The sequence below is a fragment of the Chryseobacterium sp. D764 genome, assembly GCF_019317325.1.
GTDB lineage: Bacteria > Bacteroidota > Bacteroidia > Flavobacteriales > Weeksellaceae > Chryseobacterium.
Window position 1 is genome coordinate 4,716,590 of sequence record NZ_CP079219.1, and the last position, 26,176, is coordinate 4,742,765.

Sequence of the window (26,176 nt, forward strand, 5' to 3'; positions counted from 1 at the left end):
AATTGGATAGCTAATCTTTTAATTATTAAAGCTTTAAATCTTTTAATTCATACTTATGGATACAGAAAATATTAAAATACAGATAAAGACATTCTTCGGATTGGAGCAGATTCTGGCAGAAGAAATCAAAAAATTGGGTGGTAGGAATGTTGAAATTAAAAACAGGGCAGTAAATTGTGAAGGAGATCTTGGTTTTCTTTACAAGATCAATTACTCTGCGAGAACAGCATTGAAAATACTGGTTCCGATTCATGAGTTCAAAGCTTTTAATCAACATCAGTTCTACGATAGATTGTTCAAATTTGAATGGGAAAACTTCATGAATGTTGATCAGTCTTTCTCTATTGATGCTACAGTAAACTCTGAAACATTCAAGCATTCTCAGTTTGTGACTTTAAAAATGAAGGATGCGATCGTGGATTATTTCCAGGAAAAATTCAAAAGACGTCCGAATGTGGAAACAAGAAATCCGGATATCAAATTCCATCTTCATATTGACAGAGAATTGGTGATGATTTCAATGGACTCTTCCGGTGATCCTTTATTTAAGAGAGGGTACAGAAGAGAGCAGGGAGAAGCGCCTATCAATGAGGTTCTTGCAAGCGGAATGCTTCAGCTGGCAGGCTGGGACGGAAAAGGAAATTTCCTTGATCCTATGTGCGGTTCAGGAACATTATTGATTGAAGCAGCAATGATTGCGATGGATCTTCCGGCTCAGATCTTCAGAAAGAGATTCGGCTTCCAGAACTGGAATAACTATGATGCAGAATTGTTTTCGAAAATCAAAGAATTCAGAATTAACAGAGTAAGACAGTTTGATGGAAAAATTGTAGGGTATGACATTGATGGAAAAATGCTGAATGCTGCAGAAATGAATGTAGAAGCAGCAGAAATGGAAGATGTAATTGAGATCAAAAAACAGGATTTCTTTGATTCTAAGAAAGAATTGTTCCCTTTATTAATGGTATTCAATCCACCTTACGACGAGAGAATTTCCATCAATGACGATGATTTCTACAAGAAAATAGGAGATACTTTCAAGACCCATTATCCGAATACATTAGCATGGCTGATCTCTTCAGATCTTGAAGCCGTGAAGAAAATAGGGCTGCGTCCATCAAGAAAGATCAAACTTTTCAACGGAAAACTGGAAACGAGATTTTTACAGTACGAAATGTATGAGGGAACGAAGAAAGTACATAAACTGGAAGGTAATAATTAATAAATTTTGAGGTTAAAATGTCCTGGAATTTTCTAGATATATTTGATGTAGTTTTGGATGTGTTCGGTCTGTTTAGTTCCGGATCAAAACCGCCACGCTCAAAACCTAAAAGAAAGGCCCTAAATCATAATGCAATATCTCAAAAAAAGGAACTAAAAGATCCAGATACTTCACAGAAAAAATAACTGCAGTAGATTATCACTTTAACAAAATAAGAAGAGAGTATATCCATGTTGATATACTCTCTTCTTATTTTATCGTGCCAGTGAAGGTGCAAAGCCATACTGTTTTTTAAAGGCGTGCGAAAAATGCGACAGATCTTCAAAGCCTACTTCCAGGAAAATGTCAGAAGGTTTTTTATTCTTTTCAGACAAATGATAATAGGCGAGTTCAAGACGCTTTTGAGTAAGCCATCGCTGCGGTGTCGTTTGATAAATCTTTCTGAAATCACGGTTGAAAGTAGATAAGCTCCTGCCTGTAAGATATCCGAACCGTTCCAAAGGCATATTGAACATATAATTCTTTTCCATAAAATGAATAAGATCCACTTTTCCCGGTTCATCAAAATCAGCAAGGATATGATCTATATCCGGATCGATTTCCCTTAAAATACTGATGGCTTCAGTGATCTTTAAATGAGCGATATTCTCAGGAAAGGGCCCTTCAATTTCAAAATAAGGAATCAGAGAAGACAGACAGCTGTTCAGAAGAGGATGGCTGCTGAAACTGTGAATGCTGGATTCACGATATCCGGTCTTCCTCTGAAAATCAACAGAACTGTAAAAATCTTTCAGACGTTCTGTGGTAAGATGCATGGCTACTGCTTTATGAGGAAGCCCGTCTTTGGGATAATTAATGATTGTTGCCAGATGATTTTTTGGGATCAGAAAAATATCTCCAGCTTTGAAAATATAGGTTTTATCTGCCTGAATGATCTTTGTTTCTCCGGATATAAACCAGACCAGCATATGGTATTCAAAAACGGTTTCCGTTTTGAACAGCTTGTCATCATAGCTGGAAAGCTTGATATCCGGCGTGAGGTATTGTATCTGGAAATCCATTGTCAGAAGTTTTTCATTACAAATGTATTTAAAAAACAGCTATTGGGCATCAAACCGGAAACCCAGCATTTCTTCACTTAATTTCCATAAACGCTCAGCACTGTTTTTATCAATGGAATAGGGCTGTACGCCACGGATGGTTGCCGGTTCATCGAATCTGTGCTCAATTTGCCCTCTATCAATTTCCGCAATATCACAATTTTCACAATAAACACCTCCGATTTCATTAAGCTGAGGACTTACAGCACACCAGATGGTAGTAGCTGCCCCTTGTGGAACAGTTTTTAAACGGGCTTCAACCTCCGGTTTGATATTTCCGTTTTCATCATGCGTTCCAATCTGTTTAAAAAGTTCAACAGGTTCTTCTCTGCCCAGATCAGTCCCATATACAGAACCGGGATGAAGAGAGTAAGCTCTGATATTGAATTCTTTTCCTCTTTCATCAAGTTCCACAGCAAACAGATTACAGGCTGTTTTGGATTGTCCGTATCCGGATAGGGTATCGTAGTCTCTTTTCTCAAAATTAGGATCTTCAAAATCAAAAGGAGCCATCTGATGACCATAAGAAGAAACACTGATAACTCTTGCGCCATTTGCTTTTTTCAGAGCCGGCCATAATTTTGCAGTGAGGTGAAACTGCCCAAGGTAATTGGTGGCCAGCTGGGATTCAAAACCTCTGCTGTCTCTGCGGAGAGGAACCCACATGATCCCTGCGTTGTTAATAAGCAGATCAAGGCTTCTTCCTGATGCTGTAAATCTTTCTGCAAAAGCTTCAATCGAAGCAGGATTCATAAGATCCATTTCTTCAAGTTCAAAATTTTCAATTCCCGATAGATTTTTTCGTGCCTTTTCAATATCTCTTGCCGGAATAATTACCTGTGCTCCGGCTGAGATCAATACTTTTGTGGTTTCAAGACCAATTCCTGCATAACCGCCGGTGATGATCACCGTTTTTCCGGTAAGATCGATTCCTTTAATAACTTCCTGAGCTGTTGAATACGCATTAAACCCTGATTGAACGGGCTGTTGCAATGCATTGATAGTTGATTCCATTTTTTATTGTTTTAAATTTCTATAGCAAAATTAGAGTAGATTCCCCGTGTTTATTTTGTTTAAAATGTCAAATTTGTTGGCTCAGAATTTCATTTGTAAAATCTATACAGTAAAAAGGATAAATGGAACTTCGTTAATTTCTCTGAATAAGCTGTTAAACTGTTTGTAGGTTGTTCTGCGAATAAGTAATTTTGAAAAATTTTCAATTTGAAGCCTACTATTTCCATTGTCGTTGCCATTTACAACCGAAAAGATGAACTTTTTGAGCTGCTGACTTCTCTTACCCAACAGACGGATAAGGAGTTTGAGATCATTATTGTAGATGACGGTTCTCTGATCGACCTGAAACCTACTATCGAAAACTTTGAGCAGGGGCTGGATATTAAATATTTCAGAAAAGATAATTCAGGACCTGGATTGACAAGAAATTATGGAGCAGCAAGAGCAGCCAATGAATGGCTGGTGTTTGTAGACAGTGATGTCATCGTTGAAAAAGATTATATTGAACATATTAAAAATGATATTCTTACAATTCCCTGTGATGCATTTGGAGGTGCAGATAAGGCTCATAAAGGATTCAATCTTATGCAGAAGGCTATTTCCTATTCCATGACCTCTGTTTTTACTACCGGAGGAATCAGGGGAAGTAAAAAAGCTGTTTCTAAATTTCAGCCCAGAAGTTTTAACATGGGAGTGAAAAAGTCTGTTTTTGAAAAGGTAGGTGGATTTTCAGAAATGAGAATAGGAGAGGATCCGGATCTGTCTATGACGCTTTGGGAAAATGGATTTACTACTGCTTTTTTTGACAATATTGCTGTTTATCACAAGCGTAGAGTCGATTTTGGAAAATTCTCCAAGCAGGTCTATCAGTTTGGCTGTGCAAGACCAATCCTTAATCAGAGACATCCCAATTATGTAAAGATCTCGTTTGCATTTCCTACTTTATTTATGTTAGGATATGCAATGGGCTTTCTGGAGTATTTTATTATGCATAGAGGGATAATCCTTTCTTTTTATGGATTGTACACCTTTTTGGTGTTGTTTCACGCTTTATTACTGACTAAAAATATCAGCATTGCCGGTATGGCCGTTATTTCCACCTATATTCAAATGTTTTCTTACGGCTATGGATTCCTGAAATCCTGGATTCTGCTCAATGTTTTCAGAATGAAACCGGAGGATGCTTTTCCACATCATTATTATAAGAAATAGCAGGGATATTATCTGTAAAAGAAAGAACAATAAGAATAGGCTTTCGCCTATTTATCAAATCCATAAGATGTTCCAATGGCTTTAGCCAAAACCTAAAAGATTATACACAATGTTTGCTATTTCGGAGAGATCATGAGTTTGAATTTCCCAACCGTAAAAGACAGGTTATATACTTCTTCAGCAGAAATAAAAAGATCCGTAGTGATGTTCCGGATCTTTCGTTATTTTATTTACTCTCTTTCGGAAGTGTTTCATCCGTTTTTAAGACTCTTGGCAAAAAACTGTTTCAGTTCATTCTGTTTTACCTCAAACCCAGGTGATGTGGTTCCTGCTTTATAGACTGTGTAGGCATAATCTGTAAGCGTAACCTGGTAATTGTCATAGTCATGTATTCAATAAGTGAAAAGTATTTAATTGATAAACTATCTGAAGAGTATCGGCAAGCTCCCATTATTTGTAAGGGTACTTTACCTTATTAGATCTGCATGCTTAGGTGAGCCATCTTGGTCGTGCCCATAGAAAATGAACCACGTTTCAGACATGTTGATTCTTTAAAATAAAAAAGGCTGTTTCAATTTGAAACAGCCTTTTTACAATAATAAATTTAGGATATAGAAATGTTTTCATGGTGGTTAAGAACACCTACTTTCAGCATACACTCCTTCATTTTATGGTACGTTCTTTTAATATCGTGGTCAAGACCGATGGAGAATCTGATCAGTCCGTCTGAAATACCTATGGAAGCTCTTTCTTCTTCCGGAATTTCAGATGAGGTAGATTTTCCTGAGCATGAGAATAAGGTTTTATAGAACCCTAAGCTTACTGCAAGATAACCCAGGTTTTCTGTCTGCATCAGTTCCATCAGTTCATTGGCTTTTTCTGTGGTTCCGGCATCCAGCGTCAGTAATCCGCCGTATCCGTATTCTTCATGAAGCATGCTCTTCATTAATTCATGATTTTTATGGGATGGTAATCCAGGGTAAGATACCTTTAAGCCGTCTTTTTCAAATCTTTCAGCAAGATACATGGCATTGTGGCTATGCTGTTTGATTCTGATGTGCAATGTTCTCAGGTTTTTTAAAATGCTTGATGATCTTAAGCTGTCCATGGTAGGTCCCAGAAGCATACAAGCCCCGGAATTGACATTTTTGGTATCATCAATAAATGCCTGCGTTGCACAATATACACCTCCTACGGTATCACTGCTTCCGTTGATAAACTTCGTCAGACTATGAATCACAACATCTGCCCCGAATAATGTCGGAGAGATAGAAAGGGGAGAGAAGGTATTGTCTACAATCAGTTTCAGGTTGTGTTTTTTACAGATTTCAGAAAGTTTTCTAAGGTCTGCCACTTCAAGAAGCGGATTGCTCACACTTTCGCAGTAAATAACTTTAGTATTGGGAGTAATTGCTTTTTCTATAGACTCAAAATTATTAATATCAACAAAACTGGTTGCTACATTAAACTGAGGCATGAAGTTTTTAAGAAAAGCATAAGTTCCTCCGTAGATGGTTCTGCTTGAAATAATATGGTCTCCACTTTTGCATACCTGCATCAGAACGGAAGTGATAGCTCCCATTCCGGATGCTGTAACGTTGGCAGATTCCGTGTTTTCCATCTTGGCAAGAGCCTGAGCCAGATAAAGGTTCATAGGGGATGAATGTCTGGAATATAAATAGCATCCCTCCGCATTTCCTTCAAAAGTATCAAACATGGTCTTTGCAGAAAGGAATGTATAAGTAGAGCTATCTGAGATAGAAGGATTCACTCCTCCGAATTCACCAAAATACTGAAGATCCTGGATCTCGTTGGCTGCGTTAAAGTCTTCCATAAATATTGTTTTTATTTTATTGTTCCAATTTGCATTAATTTGCTAATTATTACAACATAAATTTGAATTTATAGAATATAAAACTGTAAAATATTGTTTATTTAGAAAAAATATTTAGTATCTTCGATATTATTAAACTTTTACCAAAAAAATATCTATGGAACTTGACGAAACCGACAAGAAACTCCTGTTTTTTCTACAGGAAGACTGCAAACAAACCACCAAAGAACTGTCCGGGAAGCTTGGATTATCTGTTACAGCTGTTTATGAACGTGTGAAAAAGCTTGAAAATGCAGGCGTCATTTCAAAATATGTAGCCTTGCTGGACAAAAGCAAAGTTAAGAAAAATTTTATCGTCCTGTGTCATGTCAAATTAAGCCAGCATAAAAAAGAATTTGTATTGCAGTTTGAAAAGGAGGTGATGGATCTGCAGGAGGTTACAGAATGTTTTCATGTAAGTGGAGATTATGATTATATCCTTAAAATAGGGGTGAAAGATATTGAAGATTACCGCAGCTTTATGCTGACGAAACTGACAACGCTTCAGCACATCGCAAGCACGCACAGTTCATTTATGATTTCCGAAGTAAAAAACACAACGGCGATCGTATTGTAGATTCTTAAGCCGGCTCAGATTGTTTTTTCATTAATAAAAAAATTAACTGTTTCCGGCTGCTGTATAAGTTGATCAACGTAAGTTTTCAGTGTTTCAGAAGTCAGATCGGTTGTATTGTTGATCTGCATGCTTCGTAAACTTCCGTCTTTCTGAGGGGCAATCAAAATGATATTGCCGTATTTCAGATGATAAAGTTTCATATTCACAATCGCAAAATCTTCCTTTTCAAGGGTGGTGAAGGCAGAGAAATCGATTCTGTTATTGGAAGTCTTTACAAATCCCTGTCCGATCACATCCGGAAAATTCCTGGAAACAATATTCATTTTACTTGAGTTATATTCTTTATCATCAATAAAATCTGTAAGAACCAGTATGGTGAAAAAGACTCTGTCCTTACTCTTAACCTTATGAGAATTTAAAGCACTCCAATTGTTTTCTACAAAGCTTGTATATACAATTCTTTTGTTCTGTAGTTTTAAGCCGAAAAAATTCCCCAGTGTTCCCACTCCTTTAAAACCGCCTTTCTGAATGCTGTCATAGATTGGATAGGGAAAAACACCATATGTAAAAGGTCCTGAATCTTTACCGGTTACTTTCAGTTCTTCTTCCATTCTTTTAAAATCCAAATCTTGATTCTGATTCTGAACTTTCAGCTGTTTATCTCTTACCTTTTGAATGTTTTCACTGGATTGTGCGAATGACAGGCTTGCAATGAAGGCCAAAGTAAGGGTTAAATGGAGTTTCATATTAATAGCTATTGGTTTTTATAAGTTCTTATTGGTTTCGGTTTCTTTTTGTGTTATTTTATCAATGAAATAATGAAGTCTTTTAATATCAGATCTGCCTTTGTTTTTATCATTCAAAAAACAAGTGGTTACGATCACCATTTTTAAATCAGGAATAACACAGATAAGCTGGCCGCCATAACCTGTTGCTACGAATGCCTGGTGGCCGTTGGTTTTTCTCCGCCACCAGTAATAACCATATCCGTTGGCATTGGGCATTACATCCCATGAATCCAGCTTTACCTGTTCAGAAGTAGATTCCTGAATCCATTTTTGAGAGACAATTTGTTTGCCGCCAAGCTTTCCGTTGTTAAGGATCATGGATCCAAACTTCAGCATATCATCTGGTTTCATAAAAAGCTCTGAGCCTGCCAAATTTCTGTTCATGGAATCTGTGTCCCATCGGGTAACATTCATTTTTAAAGGTTTAAAAAGATTTTCAGTGGCAAATTGTTTCAGATTGGTCTTTACAATTTTTGCCAATGCAGCACCAAAAAGATGAGACTCACCACTGTTATAGTTGAATACAGTACCCGGATATTCTTCGAAAGGCAGATCCAGAACAAACTTTACAGGATCACCGGAAAATGACATGGCCGTTGAAATTTTTGAATTCTCAATCCAGTCGAAACCACCCTGCATGGTCAGGATATTCTTTAATGTTAACGTATTTCTGATAGAATCATGAAGAACTTTCCCTTCAATATTGGAAATATTTTTAAAACTGCTTCTTGAAACATTGTATTCCGGAAGGATTTTTAAAACCGGAGTATTGAGATTGGGCAGTAAGTTTTTATCTTTTGCGATACCTGCCAGAACAGATACGATACTTTTGGTAACAGATTTTACGCTGAAGACAGTTTCTTTATTGGCTCCGTGAAAATACTGTTCATACATGATCCTGCTGTCCTGAGAAACGATAAAAGATCCCAAAGACGGAATACTGTCATTGATTTCCTTGGTGAATTTGTCTGTAAATTCTTTAGGTAATTCTTTGTTGAAAGCTGCCTGTGATTTTACTTTAGAACAGAATAAGGTAAGACATAAAATTGCCAAAACCTGCAGTACTTGCTTGGATCTCATTGTTTAAAAAGAAGGGATAAATTATTAGCTGGTGAAAGTATAAGTTAAAATCTGTCCGAAACAGAACCGTGATTCAATTTTGGACAGATTTCAGCTGATGTTTTCAATTCCTCTAAATTATGAAAAACAATGATCTTTTAAATATGTTTTAAAGAATATTTTTAATTTTTTTTTGAATGATTTTCAGGGTCTGACAGATGGCTCTTTTAAGAAAGAAATTAAACCAACACTCCGTTTTTAGAAGAAATAGGATCAGGGAGATCTGTTTCTCCGCTCATCTGAAGAAGGTCTATTTCAATCGTTCTGCAGATAGAAAGCATAGGTACATCAAACATCAATCCTGCAAATGGGTTTTCAGAATAGTCTCCCACCAGTTCCATAATGATGTAGATCCATCCGATAATGATACAGAACGGAATAGAAGTCCAGATTCCCCAATCGCCAAGTTTCGCAAACTCATTTACTAATCCTAGCGGAAGAAGCATGATAAAAAGAATATTAAAAACAAAGGCTGTGCTGGCAAATTGTCTTGGAGAAGGAAATTTTTTGATTCTTTCTGCCTGTCCCTGAAAATTATAGAATTCATTCAGAGCGTTCTGCAGCTGAGTTTGGTTGAATTCTGTAATAGCACCCATATTTTTAAGTTCATTGATGTCTTTTGCCTGTTGAGCAGTCAGGTAGGTAGCAAAGTTTTTATAATCATTCTTAAGATCATATTCTTCCTCCGAAAGGTATTTGTGGAGGAAAATAGGGGCTCTTCCGTAATCAGGGAATCCAGCTTTGATCAATCTGTTTCTTCTCAGATTGATATTCCCGAATTTCTTTTCTGTACTGATATGTTCCCATTCTGTAGGAACCAAAAGTTGTTCACGGAAAGTATACAACCATGCAATATGACGATAAACAATTCTTTTTTTACGGTCTTCAAGATCAAAAACGCCAATTCCTTCATTTTTGGTATCAAAAGCATACACCATAGAAGCAAATGAACGGCTTGAATTCACAATACCACCCCAGATTTTTCTGGCTTCCCAAAGTCTGTCATAAGCCTGGTTGTTTTTAAAACCCACAAGAAATGCCTCTGCTGTACCAATCAGTGCTACAGGAACCCAGGGAATTGTCATCCAGTGCCAGTTGAAGAAGTAAAAGAAAACAGCAATCAATGTACACCAGATAGAGATTAAGATAAGATGTATACCGGCCAGATTGAGAACCTGTTTATAATTGACGTATTTGGTTGTGATCATAAAGATAGATGTGTTTTGCGTGTAGAGACAAAATAAATACCAAACTATGATGGGTTTTGTTTTGTAATGCCTGTCAGGTAATGGATAATCAGGTTTTCTTGGTTTATAATAGTCTAGGGTTGAGAATGATAATCTTAAATAAATGTAGTGAAAAAATTGCATAAAAAAACCTCTAAAAATTTTTAGAGGTTTTAAGTTGATATAAAATTAATATTTCAGCATTTCTTCAATCTTATTGCTGAGCTTTTCAGCATTGGGAAGCATTTCTTTTTCCAGGATCAGATTGATTGGTACAGCAGGTACATCCAGTGATCCCATGGTTTCTACCGGTGCATCAAGATATTTGAAGCAGTTTTTGGAAATACGGTGGGCAAAAGCTTCTGCAAAAGAGTTATTAAGCTGTTCTTCAGTGAGAACGATACATTTTCCATGCGCTTTTACTCTTTCAAAAACAAGTTCTTCATCAAGAGGAATTAATGTTCTTAAATCAATCACCTCAATTCTTCCATTGAAATTCTTAGCGGCTTCTTTAGCCCAGTAAACACCCATTCCGTAAGTTACCACTAATAAAGTTCTGCCTTTTTCAGTTTCATCTTTATCTGCTTCGATGATTACTTTTCCTTTTCCAAACGGAAGTACATAGTCTTCAGCAGGTTCTATTGTTTTCGCATCTTCAGTTCCCGGAACTTTACTCCAGTATAATCCTTTGTGCTCCAGCATTACTACCGGATTCGGATCGTAATAAGCTGCTTTTAACAGACCTTTAAAGTCTGCTGCATTACTTGGATATGCTATTTTGATTCCTTTGATATTGGCTAAAATACTTTCAACACTTCCACTGTGGTAGGGACCACCGCCACCGTATGCTCCGATAGGAACACGGATGATATTGCTTACAGGGAATTTTCCACCACTTAAATAGTTGGATTTTGAAATCTCTGTAATTAGCTGGTTGATTCCCGGATAAATATAATCTGCAAACTGAACCTCAACGATTGGTTTTAATCCTACAGCACTCATTCCGGCTGTAGATCCAATGATATAAGCTTCCTGAATTGCTGTATTGAATACCCTTTTGCTTCCGAATTTCTTTCCTAAAGTTACTGTTTCACGGAAAACCCCACCGATTCTTTCTCCTACATCCTGTCCGTAAAGAAGAGCTTCAGGGTGTTTCCACATCAATTCCTGTATCGCGTGGATGGCAGCATCTACCATCACAATTTTTTCTCCGTTGGCAGGTTCACGTGTTCCTGTTTCCTCTGTAATCGGAGTAGGGGCAAAAACATGCTGCATTACAGATTCTGGCTTCGGGTCTTCAGCGTTTTTAGCTCTTTCAAAAGCTTCTTCAGCTTCCAGGCGGGCCTTTTTTGTGATCTGCTTTAAAAGATCTTCATCAGTACCTGTTTCCAGTAAATGTTTTCTAAGGATTTCTCCCGGATCTTTAGCTCTGTGTTTAGTTAAATCTTCTTCGTCTCTATAGAATTCTCTTCTTACTCCGGAAGTATGATGCCCGATTAAAACAGTTTTTGCACAAACGACTAAAGGTTTTCTTTCCGTTCTTACAAAATCTACAGCTTTTTTCATCGCTTCGAAACTTTCCACGAAATCTGTTCCGTCTACTCTCATTCTGCTTAATCCGGTGAATCCGGCAACAAAATCATAGGCATCGCAGGTTCTCGCTTCATCCTTCGTTACAGAAATTCCCCATTCATTATCCTGTACAAGGAAAATAATAGGAAGCTGATGTAAAGCGGCAAACTGTAAAGCCTCACTCACTTCACCTTCTGTAACAGAATTGTCTCCAAGGCTGCAGACAACAACAGGGTTATTTTCGAACTCCTGAAGATTGAAATCCTGTATGTATTTGATTCCCTGAGCTACTCCTGTAGTAGGAATGGTTTGCATTCCGGTTGCGGAACTCTGGTGAACAATTTTGGGTTTGTTTTCATCCCTGCTTGAAGGATGGGAATAATAAGATCTTCCTCCTGAAAAAGGATCATCAGCTTTAGCCAGTAATTGAAGCATCAATTGATAAGGCTCAAAACCAATTCCCAAAAGAATACTTTCGTCTCTGTAATAAGGAGAAACCCAGTCTTCTTTCTTTAGCTGATAAGCTGTTGCAAGCTGGATGGCTTCATGGCCTCTTGAAGTACTATGAACATATTTACAGATATTTCTGTTTTCTTCGTAAATATCGGCCATTGCTTTGGCCAGCATCATATGATTATACGCTTTGAGCAATATATCCTGAGAAACTTTTTCGTGAAGTGCATTTTCCATAGGAAGCAAATATACACAAAAAAACAAAATACTAACAACTGTTAGTATTTTGTATAAAATCTTTGTAGATATAGGTTATTCCTTGATCACTTTTTTAGAAATAACATCTTTGTCTGTTTTTACTTCAATGATGTAAATTCCTTTTGTATATGTGGATAAATCTATCTGTTCTTTATCATTGTTGATGATTCCGTTTTGTAGTTTTTTACCTGTAAGATCATATACATTGAAAGTAGATTTTTTAGGTGCTTTCAGGATGTTTGTAAAGTCCTTTGTAACTGTAGGTGCTATTGCCAGATTATTAAGAGGATTTGCAGCTTCTCTGGTTCCTAATAACTCGGTAAACCCTGTTGTGATAATAGAGTAGTTTTGAGGAGCATTTCCGCCTGCATTGTTTTTAAGTATTCCTTTATTTGTGATCTCTATTTTATAAGTTCTTCCAGCAACCGGAGTATCAATCACAACCTGTTCAACATTATCTACGGTATTATCTCCTTTAGTAGCCGGAGTCATTGGGTTGTTGGCATCCAGTTTCCATGGGTAATAAACAGTATTGGTAGTAGTGTCTGTGATTTTTAGATCCAGGTCATTAATCAGTTTGGAACCTCTGTTATTGTAAATATTATTCCATTGATTGGTAAAGTTGGTGAACTCAGGATCTACCCATGATATGGTAACTTTTAACGGCTCTGAACCTGATGCTTTTACTGTTTTTACATTGGCAACTCCGCTGTTTAATGTTTCATCATTAAAGATAATACTGTTGTTGGATTTCCCTACAAGAAGTTCTGCTCCTTTTTTTGCATCAATAAATCCCCAGCCAAATTGTGGGTCAGGGCCTATATTTCCTGCTTCTTTTGCTGAGTGTACCATTAAGGTTTTTGCCGATGCAGCATTTAATAAACTTCCGGAAAATAGTTGTTTGTTAATCTGTATCCAAAGTCCAATAATACCTGTCACAACAGGTGCAGAATAAGAAGTTCCGTCTCCTATATCGATCTTGCTGCCTCCTGTAGCATTATTGTCTGTCCATGCACTGGCAACACTTGTTCCTACAGCGGTAATATCCGGTTTGATACCTCCGTCGTCTCTTGGTCCGGCACTGCTGTAAGAGGAATGAATAACATCTGAAGAACTTGTGTATCTTCCGTCATTAGTTGTAATTCTATCTGCTGCTGCTACAACGATAATGTTTTTTCCGAGAGACCCAATCCCTATACAGTCATATCCCTGTGCACAATTGTTTTGAGGTAATGTATCAGTTGCTGTGAATTCAACTAAATTTCCCGAATTATCTTTATAATACTTTTTATAAGTGCTTGTATCAGCGCTAGGCCCTTCACCAAATGAGTTTCCTGCAGATTTTACGATGATATATGAGGGGTTGTTGTATACAATCTGGTCATAGTCACGATCATTCGTATGATAAGTTCCCTGAGCATCAAAGGTATTATTTGGGCTTGAAAACGCCCCATTCCATACCCATGAAGGTTCATTATTAATCAGCTGGGGGTCAGCCCATCCCTGATTGGTTCCGTAAGAATGATTGGAAATGTTAGGTTGAGCCGTTGTAATTTTTTGAAATACTGTTTTTGGGGTAGTTTCGCCGTCCAGAACAGAAGTTCCAAAAGCATAGGCATCTATAGTAGAATTAGGTGCAATTCCTTTGAAATTAACCTGTCTTGTTGTACCATTCGTAAATGTTACGGTATATGGGTAATCTTTTGCTCCTATAAAACTGGAAACAGCTGTTGCGTGGTCGCCATAATTGACAGTGCTGCTTTCTTTATTCGTTATTCTATTCGGTAAATTGTTAAAAAAAACGTGACCAGCAAATACTCTTGCTACACCGGATGAGGTACTTCCGTCGAAAATAGTGAACTTAATACCTTCGCCGTTAAAAGATCCCGTTAAACCTGTAATAGTTCCTCCCTGTAAAAAATCAGAATTGGAGTTTTTAATCTGATCCATGTCATGAGCTTGAAAAAAATAGGGTCTGTTATCAGGTAAAAACCCTGCCAGATTGGTTCTTTGCTGCTCAATCTCTTTTAAAACTTCAGGAGTTTTGTTAGAGCCATATCGTTTAGATACATAAGAATCAAACCTTTCATTGTTGTCTATTCTTTGGCGTTCTAATTGACTGTTTAATTCTTCATTGTTTTGCGCACTTGCTAATGTAATAATCAATGTGCTGATTAAAAGTAATTGTTTCTTCATTTTTGAGTAATAAATTGTAAAAATTATAGTTAATCAAATTTATAGCAAAAAACTGATAACTAGTTAGTTTTGGTAGATAATTCTAATTTTTTTAATAATATTTTAATATTTTATTTCATTCTTGTTTGAGTTGTTTATTTTTTTAATAAAATGTAATGATTTTGTTATTGTGAATAGGGTTTATTCTTTATGTTTAGTATAAACTAATTGGAAAAAATGGAGTAACTTTACATTCTCTTTTATAAAAAAGTTAGAACATTATATGTATTTAATTTTTGACACAGAAACAACAGGTTTACCAAAAAATTTCAACGCTCCGCTTTCAGATTCGGAAAACTGGCCAAGAATGGTTCAGATAGCATGGCAGGTACACGATGATGACGGAAATTTAGTTGAAAACCAGGATTATATAATAAAACCTGAAGGATATGATATTCCCTTCAATGCAGCCCGTATTCACGGAATTACAACGAAAATTGCCAATGAAGAAGGCCGTGACCTTGAAGAAGTTTTAAATGAATTTGCTGAAGTCTTAGATAGAGTAAGAGTCGTTTCCGGACACAATGTGGAATTCGATTACAATATCGTTGGAGCAGAATTTTACAGAAAAAATCTTAAAGATAATCTACAGGAAAAACCCAAAGCGGATACCATGATTTTGGGAACCGACTTCTGTCAGCTAGGCGGAGGAAGGGGAGGGAGATATAAATCTCCGAAACTTGAAGAACTTTATGAAAAGCTTTATGGAAGCAAATTTGATGAGGCACATAATGCTGCTGCCGACGTAAATGCTACGGCAAGAGCTTTTTTTGAAATGATAAGAATTGGAGTTGTTCCCGCGGAAACATTAAAGATTTCTGAGGATCAGCTGGCGTATTTCAAGAGCCTTTATCCCGATCCGATAAAACCTTTCAATATTGTTATCAGAAGGCAGGTTGCAGATTTTCATAATAAGAAAAAGCAGCAGGATTTCGGAAGTGTTGATGAAATTGATCTGGGTAAATATTTCAATTTTGACAATCACAGTGTTTTCTCAACATTAATGGCGACTTCCAGCATTAATGATTTAATTAAAAAAGCTACGGATGACAATTTCCCTGCCGTTGGAATGGTGGATTTGGGAAATATGATGGGTGCCTTTAAATTTGTTTCAGCAATTGAAGGTGCAAATAGTGACCGCGCAAAAAAACATAAAGAATATTTAGCAAAAAAACAGGAAGCAGAAGAAAACGGAGAAGAATTTAATGAGGCTGAGCCTGTTTCAGAGCCTTTAGTTCCTGTTGTAGGCTGTGAATTTTATATTTCAGACCGTTACGAACAGAAGCAGTTTACCAAAGATGATCCTGACAGAAGAACGCAGGTGGTTTTATTAGCGAAAGATTTTGAAGGATATAAAAACCTGGCAAAACTTTCAAGTATCGGATTCTTAAAAGGATTTTATTTTGGAGTTCCAAGGATCAGCCGTGAATTGATTGCTGAATATAAAAAGGGTTTAATTGCTCTGACTTCCGGAATTCTGGGAGATATTCCGGATGCTATTTTAAATACCGGTGAGCAAAAAGGGGAGGAGCTTTTCAAATGGTGGAAAGATACTTTTGAAGATGACTTTTATGTTCAGATTCAAAATCATAAACTACCTGAAGAAGAGCATTTAAATGATGTTTTACTGCATTTTGCAGATAAATATAATGTTAAGATTTTAGCCCAGAACGAAACTTTTTATACCAATAAAGACGATTCTAATATTCAGGATATTGTAAGCTGTATTAAAGACGGAGAAAAATTGACAACTCCTGTCGGAAAAGGCTTTGGAAAGAGAAGAGGATTAGCTACAGGAGAATATTACATCAAAAATTCTGATGAAATAAAAGAAACTTTTTTAGCGTATCCTGATGCTTTTGATGCTTATGAAGAATTCACTGCGAAATTTAAGCCTTATACATTAAAAAGAGATGTTTTACTTCCAAAATTCGATATTCCGGAAGAATTTATTCATGCTGAAGATGATATTGATGGAGGGAAACGTGGTGAAATGGCATATTTGACGCATTTAACATATGAAGGAGCGAAAAAAAGATATGCAGATACCGGAATTACAGCCGAAATTAAAGAACGTTTAGATTTTGAACTGGAAGTAGTTGCTAACACAGGGTATCCAGGTTATTTCCTGATTGTGCAGGATTTTTGTAATGAAGCAAGAAAAATGGGGGTTTGGGTTGGTCCCGGCCGTGGTTCTGCTGCAGGTTCTGCCGTAGCATATTGTACAGGAATTACCAATGTGGATCCTATTAAATATGATTTGCTTTTTGAAAGATTTTTGAATCCGGAAAGGGTTTCCATGCCGGATATTGATATTGACTTTGATGATGAAGGCCGTGATAAAATTATCAAATGGGTAGTTGAAAAATACGGTAAAAATCAGGTCGCACAGATTATTACGTACTCTGTTTTAGGAGGAAAATCTGCGATTAAAGATGCGGGAAGAGTGCTTGATGTTCCGATTCCGGATACAAATAATATTGCAAAATTAATTCCGCCAAGCCCGGGAATGAATATTGCAAAAGCTTTATCTAAATATGATAAATTAAAACCGGAAGAACAGATGCTTGTTGATGAAATGAGATATGTTCTGAATAGCCCGGATGATGCCCGTCATGACGTACTTTCGAGTGCGAAAAAAATGGAAGGCTGTATCAGGAATACAGGTATTCATGCCTGTGGGGTGATTATTACCCCAGAAGATGTAAGTAATCTTGTACCCGTAACTATTGCTGCAAAAGATGCGGATATTCTGGTTTCACAGTTTGATAACTCCGTGGCGGAAAGTGCAGGTCTTCTGAAAATGGATTTCCTTGGGTTGAGGACGTTGACGATCATTAAAGATGCATTGAAACTGGTAAAAGCAAGACATGGCTTAGACATTGATCCGGATCTTATTCCGCTTGATGATACGAAGACCTATCAATTATTTAAAGAAGGAAGGACAGTAGGGATTTTCCAGTACGAAAGTCCCGGAATGCAAAAATACATGAGGGAGCTTAAACCAACGGTTTTTGCTGACCTTATTGCAATGAATGCCCTGTATCGTCCGGGGCCGATTAAATATATTCCAAATTTCATTAATAGAAAGCACGGAATTGAAGAGATCGTTTATGACCTACCGGAAACAGAAGAGTATTTAAGAGAAACATACGGGATTACCGTTTATCAGGAGCAGGTAATGCTTTTGTCCCAGAAGCTGGCTAATTTTACAAAAGGTGAAGCTGATACTTTGAGAAAAGCGATGGGTAAAAAGCAGATCGATGTCCTTAATAAAATGTACCCGAAATTCATTGAAGGAGGTAGAAAAAATAACCTGAATGAAGAAAGGTTGGAGAAAATCTGGAATGACTGGAAAGCCTTTGCGGAATATGCCTTCAATAAATCTCACTCCACTTGTTACGCATTTATTGCTTACCAGACAGCCTATCTGAAAGCCAATTATCCTGCAGAATATATGGCGAGTGTGATGAGTAATAACATTAACAATACGGATTCAATTACCATGTTTATGGAGGATTGCAAAAGTATGGGAGTAGATGTATTAGGACCGGATGTGAATGAATCTCAATATAAATTCTCTGTAAACGAAAAAGGACAGATCCGTTTTGGGTTGGGAGCAATCAAAGGGATTGGAGAAGGTCCGAGTGAAGGAATTACACGGGAAAGAACGAACGGAAGATTCAAAAATATTTATGATTTTTTTGAAAGAATTCTGCCTTCGCAAATGAATAAAAGAGTAGCGGAAAGTTTGGTGCTTGCAGGAGCTTTTGATGAATTGGATTCTTTCCACAGAGGTCAATATTTTGATATTGATATGGCCGGAAGAACGAATCTTGAAAGATTGATCAGATACGGACAAAGTTTCCAGGAGAGTAAAAATGAGATGGAACATTCTCTTTTTGCGGATTTTGCAGAGGAAGTTCAGATTGAGCAGCCGAAACTGGCACCCTGCCCGGAATGGCCAAACATGCATAAACTTAATAAAGAAAAAGAAACGATCGGATTTTATCTTTCTGCACATCCGCTGGATGAATTTAAATACCAATATCAGTTTATGCAGGGGCAGCTTTCCAAAAAGTCAGTGTTGGAGAAGGATGAGGAAAAAGCAGTTATAGATGAAGCTCCTATTCTTGAAAAAGACTCTATTGATGAGGTTGCGGATCTTGTGGAAATTGTTTCTGATGACATCGTTGCCGGTGAAGAGGAAGAAGTTATAGAAGAAGTTACAAAAAAAGCTGAACCGAAAGGAGTTTTTCATTTTTTGAATCTTGATGAAGTGGATGCCTATAAAGAGCAGGCTTTTGCAAATAAACAGGAGGAACTTTTTGAAGAAAAGAAAAAAGACTGGAAAACCTTACAAAAAGAACGAGAAAACGGCGGTGGTGGAAAAGAATATACTGTTGCCGGTCTGATTACGGAATATGTGGTGAAAGATGGTTTCAGGAGCGGCGAAAAAGTAGCTTTTGTTACCCTGGAAGATTATTCGGGATCGTATTCATTCAGATTGGGAGACAGGGATTATATGAGGCTGAAGGAAAAGCTGGAGGTACAGAGGTTTGTTATTTTCAAAATAAAATTTGCTCAGGTGAAGGATGGAAGAGTCTTTGTTAATGTAAATGATGTGATAGAACTGCAGGAAGCATTTGAAAGGTTTGCTAAGAGTATATCTCTGGTCATGGATGTTATGGATGTAAGAGCTGAAGATCTGGACTTTTTCAGAACAGTACTTGATAGAAATAAAGGAAATCAAAAGCTGAAGTTCTTTATCAAAAATCTTGAGGATGATTCCCATATCGAAGTACAGTCTATGAAGCATTCGGTAGATCTGAATGGAGACTTGATTAAAGAAATCCAGCTTCTTAATAAATATGAATTTTATTTAAATTAGAAAAAAATATATAATAATATAGAGAGTGGTCAAAAGCCACTCTTTTTTTTGTTTACATATTGAGAGTATTGATGAAAATTTATAAATAGTTTTTTGTGTTAAATAGAAAAATTTTCTGAAGTCTATTTTAATGATATAGTAATTTAAATAATTGATTGTTAGTGTTTTGGTATTTTTCAACATATTGCGAAATAATTATTAAATTAAATAAACGTTTGATTTTATTATATTTTAATGATGTTTTTTATGTGTTTTTGTTTAATGTTTTGTGATAATTTTTGATTTTTAATTTAAAATATAAATTAATATTTATACATTTACCGTCCTAACTTTTATTATTACTATTTATGAAGAGATTACTACTTTCGTGTTTAGCCTTCCTGAGTATGGGAGTCTATGCACAAACTAATGTCGCCAACTATACTTTTTCAAAAAGTAGCGGGATGACGTACACCTCAATCACGGGGGGAACAAAATTATTTCCTACCGGAACTAATACAACTTATGATAATGAGGTGTCGGCAGCAATTCCTTTATCTTCTCCCTTTACTTTCGGTGGTGTTGCAATGACAACATGTTACGTGAGTGCAAATGGGTTTATAGCTTTTGGAGCTGCACCTTCGGGGACAAACTATACACCGATGTCGAGTCTGGGATCAACGACAGGGGCGATTTCTGCTTTTGGGCAGGATGGAGGTTTTTCATCATCAGATGCAACACAGCCGATTGGAAATCATGAAGTTCGATATGAAGATCTCGGAACTGAATTTGTTGTACAATGGCAGGATCATGCTAATTACAGCAATAGATCTACTGAAAGATTAAATTTTCAGATTCGTTTGGTGTATGCTACCGGTGAAATCAAAATTATATATGGAAACTGTACGGATCCAGGAACCAGTACCTCAAATAGCACTCCTCATGTAGGAATAAGAGGAAATAGTACTACCTATGCATCCAATGTAAATTCTCTGATGATTGGCAATGTGCCGTCTGGAACTACTTGTGATTGGTCTAAAGCTGTTACGGGTAGTGCTAATAACAGTACTATGCTTTTTTCCAGTACAACAAATGCAAGTGTTAAAATCCCGGCTGGTCTGCAGTATACATGGGTACCTGGTACGCAGGCACCGGTAAGAACTTTTGCTGCTGCAACTGCAATTACCAATAATGCTGCAACGGTAAATTGGACTGCTCCAACGGGTGCAACAGCCTACAATGTTCAGTACAGAGCAGTTGGAAGCTGTGATTGGACTAATCTTGTTGGTAATCCTGTTTCTGCTGCTACTGCTACCATTACGGGGCTTACTCAGAATACAACCTATCAGGTGCAGGTACAGGCTTTAAATGGTGCAGTACAATCTGTATACTCCCATATTCCAAATGCAGCCGGAACAGGAAGTGGGTATGCATCTACAGGATCTTTTACAACTACACCTAACTGTGTAAGTACTGTAACCGGCCTTTCTTCTTCTGCCTTAACTCCTGAATCTGCAACCATAAGCTGGACAGCTTCAACAACGCCTCCAGGTAATGGATATGAATATTATTATTCTACATCTTCAACTACGCCAATTTCAACAGTTACTCCATCAGGTTCTGTTGGTGCCGGGGTTTTAACAGCAGATTTATCAGGTTTAACTCCTTCAACTCAGTATTATTATTGGGTGAGAGGAAACTGTAATGGAACTGATAAAGGGGTGTGGTCAAGTTCAGCCAACTTCACAACTTTAGGTCTTTGTCCGACAGTTACAGCTCCGGCATCTAGTGCTACAGGAGTAAGTGTAACGCCTACAATAACATGGAATGCAATAAATGGAGCAACTGGTTACAAACTAAAAGTTGGAACAACTTCAGGGGGAAACGATATTTTAGACATGGATATCGCTGGCGGTACTAATAGTTCTTATACATTAGCTGCACCTTTAAATTTTGCTACCACTTACTATTACTCTGTTACTGCGTATACAGCGAATATTACAGGGCCGGCTACAGCATGTACAGTAAGATCTTTCCAAACAGTATGTAATTCAGTAAACCTGCCATATACTTTAGATTTTGAAAGTGTTACAACACCTGCTTTACCAATGTGTACAACTGTTATTAATAGTGGTTCAGGAAATTTATGGAAAACAGCTACAGCTCCAACTGGGTTTACCGGGAAAGTGCTTAACTATTCATATAACAGCAGTAATGCTGCCAATACGTGGTTCTTTACACAAGGGTTAAATCTTACAGCCGGAGTTAGCTATAGAATCAAATATAAATATGCAAATGCAACCGGAACAACACAATATCCTGAAAAAGTAAAAGTTGCTTACGGATCTTCGGCTACAAGTGCAGCGATGACAAATACTTTAGCTGATCATGCAAATATTACCGGTGGAACTGCTACAAATACTTTTGTAGATTTTACGCCAAATGCAACAGGGGTTTATTATTTTGGATTCCAGGCTTATTCTCTTGCTGATATGAATCAAATCTATGTGGATGATATCAATATAGATGTTACACCTACTTGTTCAGAGCCATCAGCAGTTGCTGTTTCAGCAATTACAACAAACGGAGCAAGTATTTCATGGACTGCACCAGCTACAGCTCCTGGAAGTGGTTATGAATATTATTATTCAACAAACAGTACAGCTCCTACAGCCTCTACTACAGCTTTAGGAAACAGTACTACAACTTCAGCTCCTTTATCCGGATTGTCTCCTTCTACTACTTATTATGTATGGGTGAGATCTGTTTGTAGTTCTTCTGATAAGAGTGTATGGAGTATTGTTGCTACATTTAATACTCTTTGTGGAATTGTTATGGCACCTTTTACTCAAAACTTTGATAGTGGAGCAGCGCCAAACTGTTGGAATAATGTAAACCCTACAGCAACAGGTACAGATGCAAACCTTTTCTGGAAGTTCTCAGGAAATGGAGATTATGGTGCAAGTCCGGCTAATAACGGAAAAGCTGCAGGAACATATGCATGGGTAGATGCAAGCTCACCATATGCGGGAGCGGGTACAAATACTGTACAATTGGTTACTCCTTCTGTAAATTTAACAGGATTAACGGCTCCTCTTGTTTCTTTTGATTGGTTTAAAAACCATTCTATGTCAACCAGTACTACAGTTTCACCTTCTAGTTATGATAATAATAAACTTACTGTAGAGGTAAACGATGGAAATGGCTGGGTAGTGATCTTTAGTGATAATACCAACTTAAATCAATGGAGAACAGTTGCTGTTCCTTTAGCGGCTTCCTATATTGGAGCAACTATTCAGGTGAGATTTACTGTAGATAAAAACGTAAATGGTAACGGATATTTCTATGATGATCTTCTTTTAGATAATGTTGAAGTAAAACAAAATCCTAATTTGGCAACTTCTGAAACTGTCGCAAAAGACCATAAGATTAATGTATATCCTAATCCGTTTACTGAGACCTTAACAATTTCTGATGTATCCAAGGTACAATCTGTTTCAATCGTTGATGTTTCCGGAAGATTGATTAAAACAATTGAGAAACCATCTTCTGAACTTCAATTGAGAGATCTGAAAGAAGGATTGTATTTAGTAGTCTTGAATATGAAAGACGGATCTAAACAAACCGTTAAAGCAATTAAAAGATAAAATGTATTAATTATATAATATAAAACGACAGCTGTTTGGCTGTCGTTTTTTTTTATTTTAAATGTTTTAAAAGAACGTTTAAAATTATTGTAAATTCGTAGACGTATTAATAACCAAAAACTTATACATGAAGAAAATCTTATTTGTATGCTTACTGATGATAAGCATCGTATTAAGTGCTCAAATCAAGCTGGGTGGAAATAGTACGGCTACCGGGAATGCTCCGGTCAATAGTGGCTATAGCTATTCCTATTCTCAGCAGATTTATAAAAAACAGGAAATCAATGCTGATACAGCAGGTAATATTACAGGGCTTAAGTTTTACTTAGCACCTTCTGCAAATCCCTCTTATTTATCAAATTGGGTGGTTTATTTGGGACATACCACAAAAAACTCTTTAAATTATCAAATTGGGTGGATTCCTGTTGGGGAAATGACTCAGGTTTATTCAGGTACAGTTACTAATGTGAATGGAGTTTTAGAAGTGACATTTACCACTCCTTTTCCATATGATAATGTGAGGAATTTAGTTGTTGCAGTAGATGAAAACGGATTTAATTCCAATGCTGCAAATCCTTTTTTTGTATATAATTCTACAGAGCAGGCTCTTTATACAGAGAGTAATACGGTCAATCCGGATCCGGCAAATCCTCCAAATGGACATTTTTTACCTTATAGACCTGTGGTCAGTCTTATGGGGTTAGTTCCTAATCCATTACCGGATTGTCCAATAATAAATTATCCTTCAGACAATGCTTCGTCTGTACCGGTTTCACCAAATATTACGTGGGCTGCTGTACAGGGAGCGACAGGTTATAAGGTTTCTATAGGGACTACTCCGGGAGGCACAGACGTGGTTAATCAGCAATCGGTTGCTACAACAAATTTTACTCCCTCATCTCCACTTTTAACAAGTACAGTTTATTATCTTAAAGTAACAGCAGTGGCATCAGCAGGAGAATCCTCCGGTTGTGTTAATCAGAAATTTACGACAGTACCAGCTATACCTTCCAATGATGAGTGTATCAATGCTATAAATCTTACTGTAAATCCAGATACGAATTGTGTGAGTTTTACCTCTGGGACTACTGTGATGTCAACTGTATCGTCTCCTGCATCATCATGTGGTACGAGTACTGGTGACGTATGGTATAAGTTTACAGCTACTTCTTCTACACATACAGTTAATCTGAAGGAGGTAACCTCTGTACCATTAGGAGGTGGGTATGTTTATTTTCAGGTTTTAAAAGGTGATTGCGGTAATCTGACAAGTATATTATGTTCAGGTTCTGGATGTGGTTATGTGACAAGTGCATCATGTCCTGCTTCTGTTGTTAATAACCTTACAGTAGGAGAAACCTATTATATAAAAGTATTTAGTGGATCAGGCTATTCATCTCATAAATTTGATATATGTGTAGGAACGCTGCCGCCATCACCATCCAATGATAATTGCATTGATGCTATAAATGTTCCTGTGAATTCTGGGGCGGATTGTACAATTGTTACTTCCGGAACGACTTTATTATCAAATACTTCTCCAACACCAGGTTGTGCCTCTGGACTTGGATATGATGTATGGTATAAATTTACAGCTACCGGAACTAGGCATCGAATTAAATTAATTAATAAAGTTCCTGTAGGATTACCAAATCCTTCTGGAGGGTTACAGATTAGAGTTTTTAAAGGTAATTGTAATAATTTTGTATGTAGTGCAGCAGGTGGTTCTTTGGTGCTTGTTAATAATCTTACAGTAGGAGAAACTTATTATGTAAGAGTGGTAGATTATAATCAGATACAGGGATCGGGTTTTAACTTTCAGATATGTATACAAACAGATTTGACACCAGCTCCTGCAAATGATGAATGCGTAAATGCCGTAACTGTGAACGTTAATCCTGATTTGAACTGTACGGCTGTAACTTCTGGGACAACTTTAGGAGCTTCTGCTTCCAATGTGCCGGGGTCAGTATGTAATGGAGCTCCTGATGATGATGTGTGGTTTAAATTTACCGCGACAGCAACCGTTCATCAGATAAGTTTGAGAAATGTTGTAGGAGATGGGATAAATGGTAATGGAGATGCATCTGGTCTTTTTGAGGTTTTTAAAGGTAGCTGCGGAAACTTAACAAAAATTGTTTGTAGTAATGCTTTTACAGGTAATAATAATATTTATAATGTTTCAGATCTTACAATAGGCGAAACTTATTATGTAAGAGTATTCAGTCTTTTGGACTTTGGCTACGCTATAAACTTTGATATATGCGTAGGAATAGTATCTCCTCCTGCGAATGATGATTGTTCAGGCGCTTTGCCGGTGTCCGTATATCCTTATAGTTATACACAGGCTGATGCCCAGCATACTACTAATAATAACGGATTTACTATACCTTGTTATAATGTTGGAAAAATGAATAATGGAACATGGTTTACTTTTATAGGCGATGGTAGTAATTATAGGATTAATGTTGCAGTACCTGTGGGAAGTCAATTTAGATTTCCAGGAATTGCATTATATACGGGAAGTTGTGGAAATTTAACTTGTCTGAAGTCTAAAATTGCAGATTCTGCTAATCTTCCGTTGACAATAGAATTTTCTACTGTTGCAGGAACTGTATATTATGTGAATGTTGGAAGTGGATCGCGGGATACTGATTTTGTAGAAGATGTTTTTACTATTAATATTAAAAATGATGTTGTTCTTAGTACTTATGACATTTCCAAAACTGAAGAAAGTATTGGGGCATACCCAAATCCATTTACAGGTGTTCTGAATATTTCAAAAGCAGATAAGGTAAAATCAGTTTCCATTCTGGATTCTTCCGGAAGGTTGGTTAAAACTATCGATACTCCTTCTTCTTCACTTCACTTAGAAGATCTGAAAGAAGGATTGTATTTAGTAGTCTTGAATATGAAAGACGGATCTAAACAAACCGTTAAAGCAATTAAAAGATAAATAATTTCTTAAAGAAATAAGAAAAAGAGGCTGCTCAATTTGAGTAGCCTCTCT

At 36.9% G+C, this 26,176-nt stretch carries 14 protein-coding genes; 6 read left to right on the plus strand and 8 right to left on the minus strand.

What is annotated here, in order from left to right; genetic code table 11:
- The first annotated feature begins 55 nt into the window (after window positions 1-55).
- Entirely contained in the window at window positions 56-1,222 is a 1,167-nt protein-coding gene (locus KYG33_RS21515; RefSeq protein WP_077415356.1) for a class I SAM-dependent RNA methyltransferase, read from the plus strand.
- A gap of 254 nt (window positions 1,223-1,476) precedes the next feature.
- Here the strand turns inward: KYG33_RS21515 and KYG33_RS21520 are convergent, their stop codons facing one another.
- Window positions 1,477-2,283 (minus strand): helix-turn-helix domain-containing protein, encoded by an 807-nt coding sequence (locus KYG33_RS21520; protein ID WP_219072391.1) that lies wholly within the window; start codon window positions 2,281-2,283, stop codon window positions 1,477-1,479.
- Window positions 2,284-2,322: 39 nt separating this feature from the next.
- Window positions 2,323-3,336, minus strand: coding sequence for an SDR family NAD(P)-dependent oxidoreductase (locus KYG33_RS21525; RefSeq protein WP_219072392.1), 1,014 nt, complete (start codon window positions 3,334-3,336; stop codon window positions 2,323-2,325).
- Between the two features lie 207 nt (window positions 3,337-3,543).
- On the opposite strand from KYG33_RS21525, the gene KYG33_RS21530 reads away from it, so the two are divergent.
- The gene (locus tag KYG33_RS21530) at window positions 3,544-4,548 is read left to right on the plus strand and encodes a glycosyltransferase (RefSeq protein ID WP_180565470.1); all 1,005 of its coding nucleotides are present in this window, start codon (window positions 3,544-3,546) and stop codon (window positions 4,546-4,548) included.
- Between the two features lie 604 nt (window positions 4,549-5,152).
- Here the strand turns inward: KYG33_RS21530 and KYG33_RS21535 are convergent.
- Window positions 5,153-6,382: an aminotransferase class I/II-fold pyridoxal phosphate-dependent enzyme gene (locus KYG33_RS21535; RefSeq protein ID WP_077415348.1), complete on the minus strand. Its 1,230-nt coding sequence runs from the start codon at window positions 6,380-6,382 to the stop codon at window positions 5,153-5,155.
- 157 nt (window positions 6,383-6,539) lie between these two features.
- On the opposite strand from KYG33_RS21535, the gene KYG33_RS21540 reads away from it, so the two are divergent.
- A complete protein-coding gene (locus tag KYG33_RS21540) occupies window positions 6,540-6,998 on the plus strand; it encodes an Lrp/AsnC family transcriptional regulator (protein ID WP_105684683.1) in 459 nt (152 codons plus the stop codon).
- A 14-nt stretch (window positions 6,999-7,012) separates the two neighbouring features.
- On the opposite strand, the gene KYG33_RS21545 is transcribed toward KYG33_RS21540, so the two are convergent.
- The 5 genes from KYG33_RS21545 to KYG33_RS21565 all read right to left on the minus strand — a co-directional run bounded on the left by KYG33_RS21545 (window position 7,013) and on the right by KYG33_RS21565 (window position 14,610).
- Window positions 7,013-7,744, minus strand: coding sequence for a hypothetical protein (locus tag KYG33_RS21545; protein ID WP_219072393.1), 732 nt, complete (start codon window positions 7,742-7,744; stop codon window positions 7,013-7,015).
- Window positions 7,745-7,762: 18 nt separating this feature from the next.
- Window positions 7,763-8,866 carry a serine hydrolase domain-containing protein gene (locus tag KYG33_RS21550; RefSeq protein WP_219072394.1) on the minus strand — a complete coding sequence of 368 codons (1,104 nt, stop codon included), beginning with the start codon at window positions 8,864-8,866 and terminating at the stop codon, window positions 7,763-7,765.
- Between the two features lie 218 nt (window positions 8,867-9,084).
- Window positions 9,085-10,113 (minus strand): bestrophin family protein, encoded by a 1,029-nt coding sequence (locus KYG33_RS21555; protein ID WP_077415340.1) that lies wholly within the window; start codon window positions 10,111-10,113, stop codon window positions 9,085-9,087.
- 207 nt (window positions 10,114-10,320) lie between these two features.
- The gene (locus KYG33_RS21560) at window positions 10,321-12,393 is read right to left on the minus strand and encodes a thiamine pyrophosphate-dependent enzyme (protein WP_077415338.1); all 2,073 of its coding nucleotides are present in this window, start codon (window positions 12,391-12,393) and stop codon (window positions 10,321-10,323) included.
- Between the two features lie 75 nt (window positions 12,394-12,468).
- On the minus strand, window positions 12,469-14,610 hold the full coding sequence (locus KYG33_RS21565; protein WP_077415336.1) for a S8 family peptidase: 2,142 nt from the start codon (window positions 14,608-14,610) through the stop codon (window positions 12,469-12,471).
- Between the two features lie 262 nt (window positions 14,611-14,872).
- Here KYG33_RS21565 and dnaE point away from each other — a divergent pair, with 262 nt between their 5' ends.
- The 3 genes from dnaE to KYG33_RS21580 all read left to right on the plus strand — a co-directional run bounded on the left by dnaE (window position 14,873) and on the right by KYG33_RS21580 (window position 26,122).
- Window positions 14,873-19,540: a DNA polymerase III subunit alpha gene (gene dnaE, locus KYG33_RS21570; protein ID WP_077415334.1), complete on the plus strand. Its 4,668-nt coding sequence runs from the start codon at window positions 14,873-14,875 to the stop codon at window positions 19,538-19,540.
- Between the two features lie 347 nt (window positions 19,541-19,887).
- Window positions 19,888-23,166, plus strand: coding sequence for a fibronectin type III domain-containing protein (locus tag KYG33_RS21575; RefSeq protein WP_219072395.1), 3,279 nt, complete (start codon window positions 19,888-19,890; stop codon window positions 23,164-23,166).
- Window positions 23,167-23,293: 127 nt separating this feature from the next.
- Entirely contained in the window at window positions 23,294-26,122 is a 2,829-nt protein-coding gene (locus tag KYG33_RS21580) for a T9SS type A sorting domain-containing protein (RefSeq protein ID WP_219072396.1), read from the plus strand.
- Window positions 26,123-26,176 lie beyond the last annotated feature (54 nt).

Coding starts and splice junctions, on each gene's coding strand:
- KYG33_RS21515 (WP_077415356.1), top strand. CDS start 56: ATGGATACAGAAAATATTAAAATACAGATAAAGACATTCTTCGGATTG.
- KYG33_RS21520 (WP_219072391.1), bottom strand. CDS start 2,283: ATGGATTTCCAGATACAATACCTCACGCCGGATATCAAGCTTTCCAGC.
- KYG33_RS21525 (WP_219072392.1), bottom strand. CDS start 3,336: ATGGAATCAACTATCAATGCATTGCAACAGCCCGTTCAATCAGGGTTT.
- KYG33_RS21535 (WP_077415348.1), bottom strand. CDS start 6,382: ATGGAAGACTTTAACGCAGCCAACGAGATCCAGGATCTTCAGTATTTT.
- KYG33_RS21540 (WP_105684683.1), top strand. CDS start 6,540: ATGGAACTTGACGAAACCGACAAGAAACTCCTGTTTTTTCTACAGGAA.
- KYG33_RS21545 (WP_219072393.1), bottom strand. CDS start 7,744: ATGAAACTCCATTTAACCCTTACTTTGGCCTTCATTGCAAGCCTGTCA.
- KYG33_RS21550 (WP_219072394.1), bottom strand. CDS start 8,866: ATGAGATCCAAGCAAGTACTGCAGGTTTTGGCAATTTTATGTCTTACC.
- KYG33_RS21555 (WP_077415340.1), bottom strand. CDS start 10,113: ATGATCACAACCAAATACGTCAATTATAAACAGGTTCTCAATCTGGCC.
- KYG33_RS21560 (WP_077415338.1), bottom strand. CDS start 12,393: ATGGAAAATGCACTTCACGAAAAAGTTTCTCAGGATATATTGCTCAAA.
- KYG33_RS21565 (WP_077415336.1), bottom strand. CDS start 14,610: ATGAAGAAACAATTACTTTTAATCAGCACATTGATTATTACATTAGCA.
- dnaE (WP_077415334.1), top strand. CDS start 14,873: ATGTATTTAATTTTTGACACAGAAACAACAGGTTTACCAAAAAATTTC.
- KYG33_RS21575 (WP_219072395.1), top strand. CDS start 19,888: ATGAAGAGATTACTACTTTCGTGTTTAGCCTTCCTGAGTATGGGAGTC.
- KYG33_RS21580 (WP_219072396.1), top strand. CDS start 23,294: ATGAAGAAAATCTTATTTGTATGCTTACTGATGATAAGCATCGTATTA.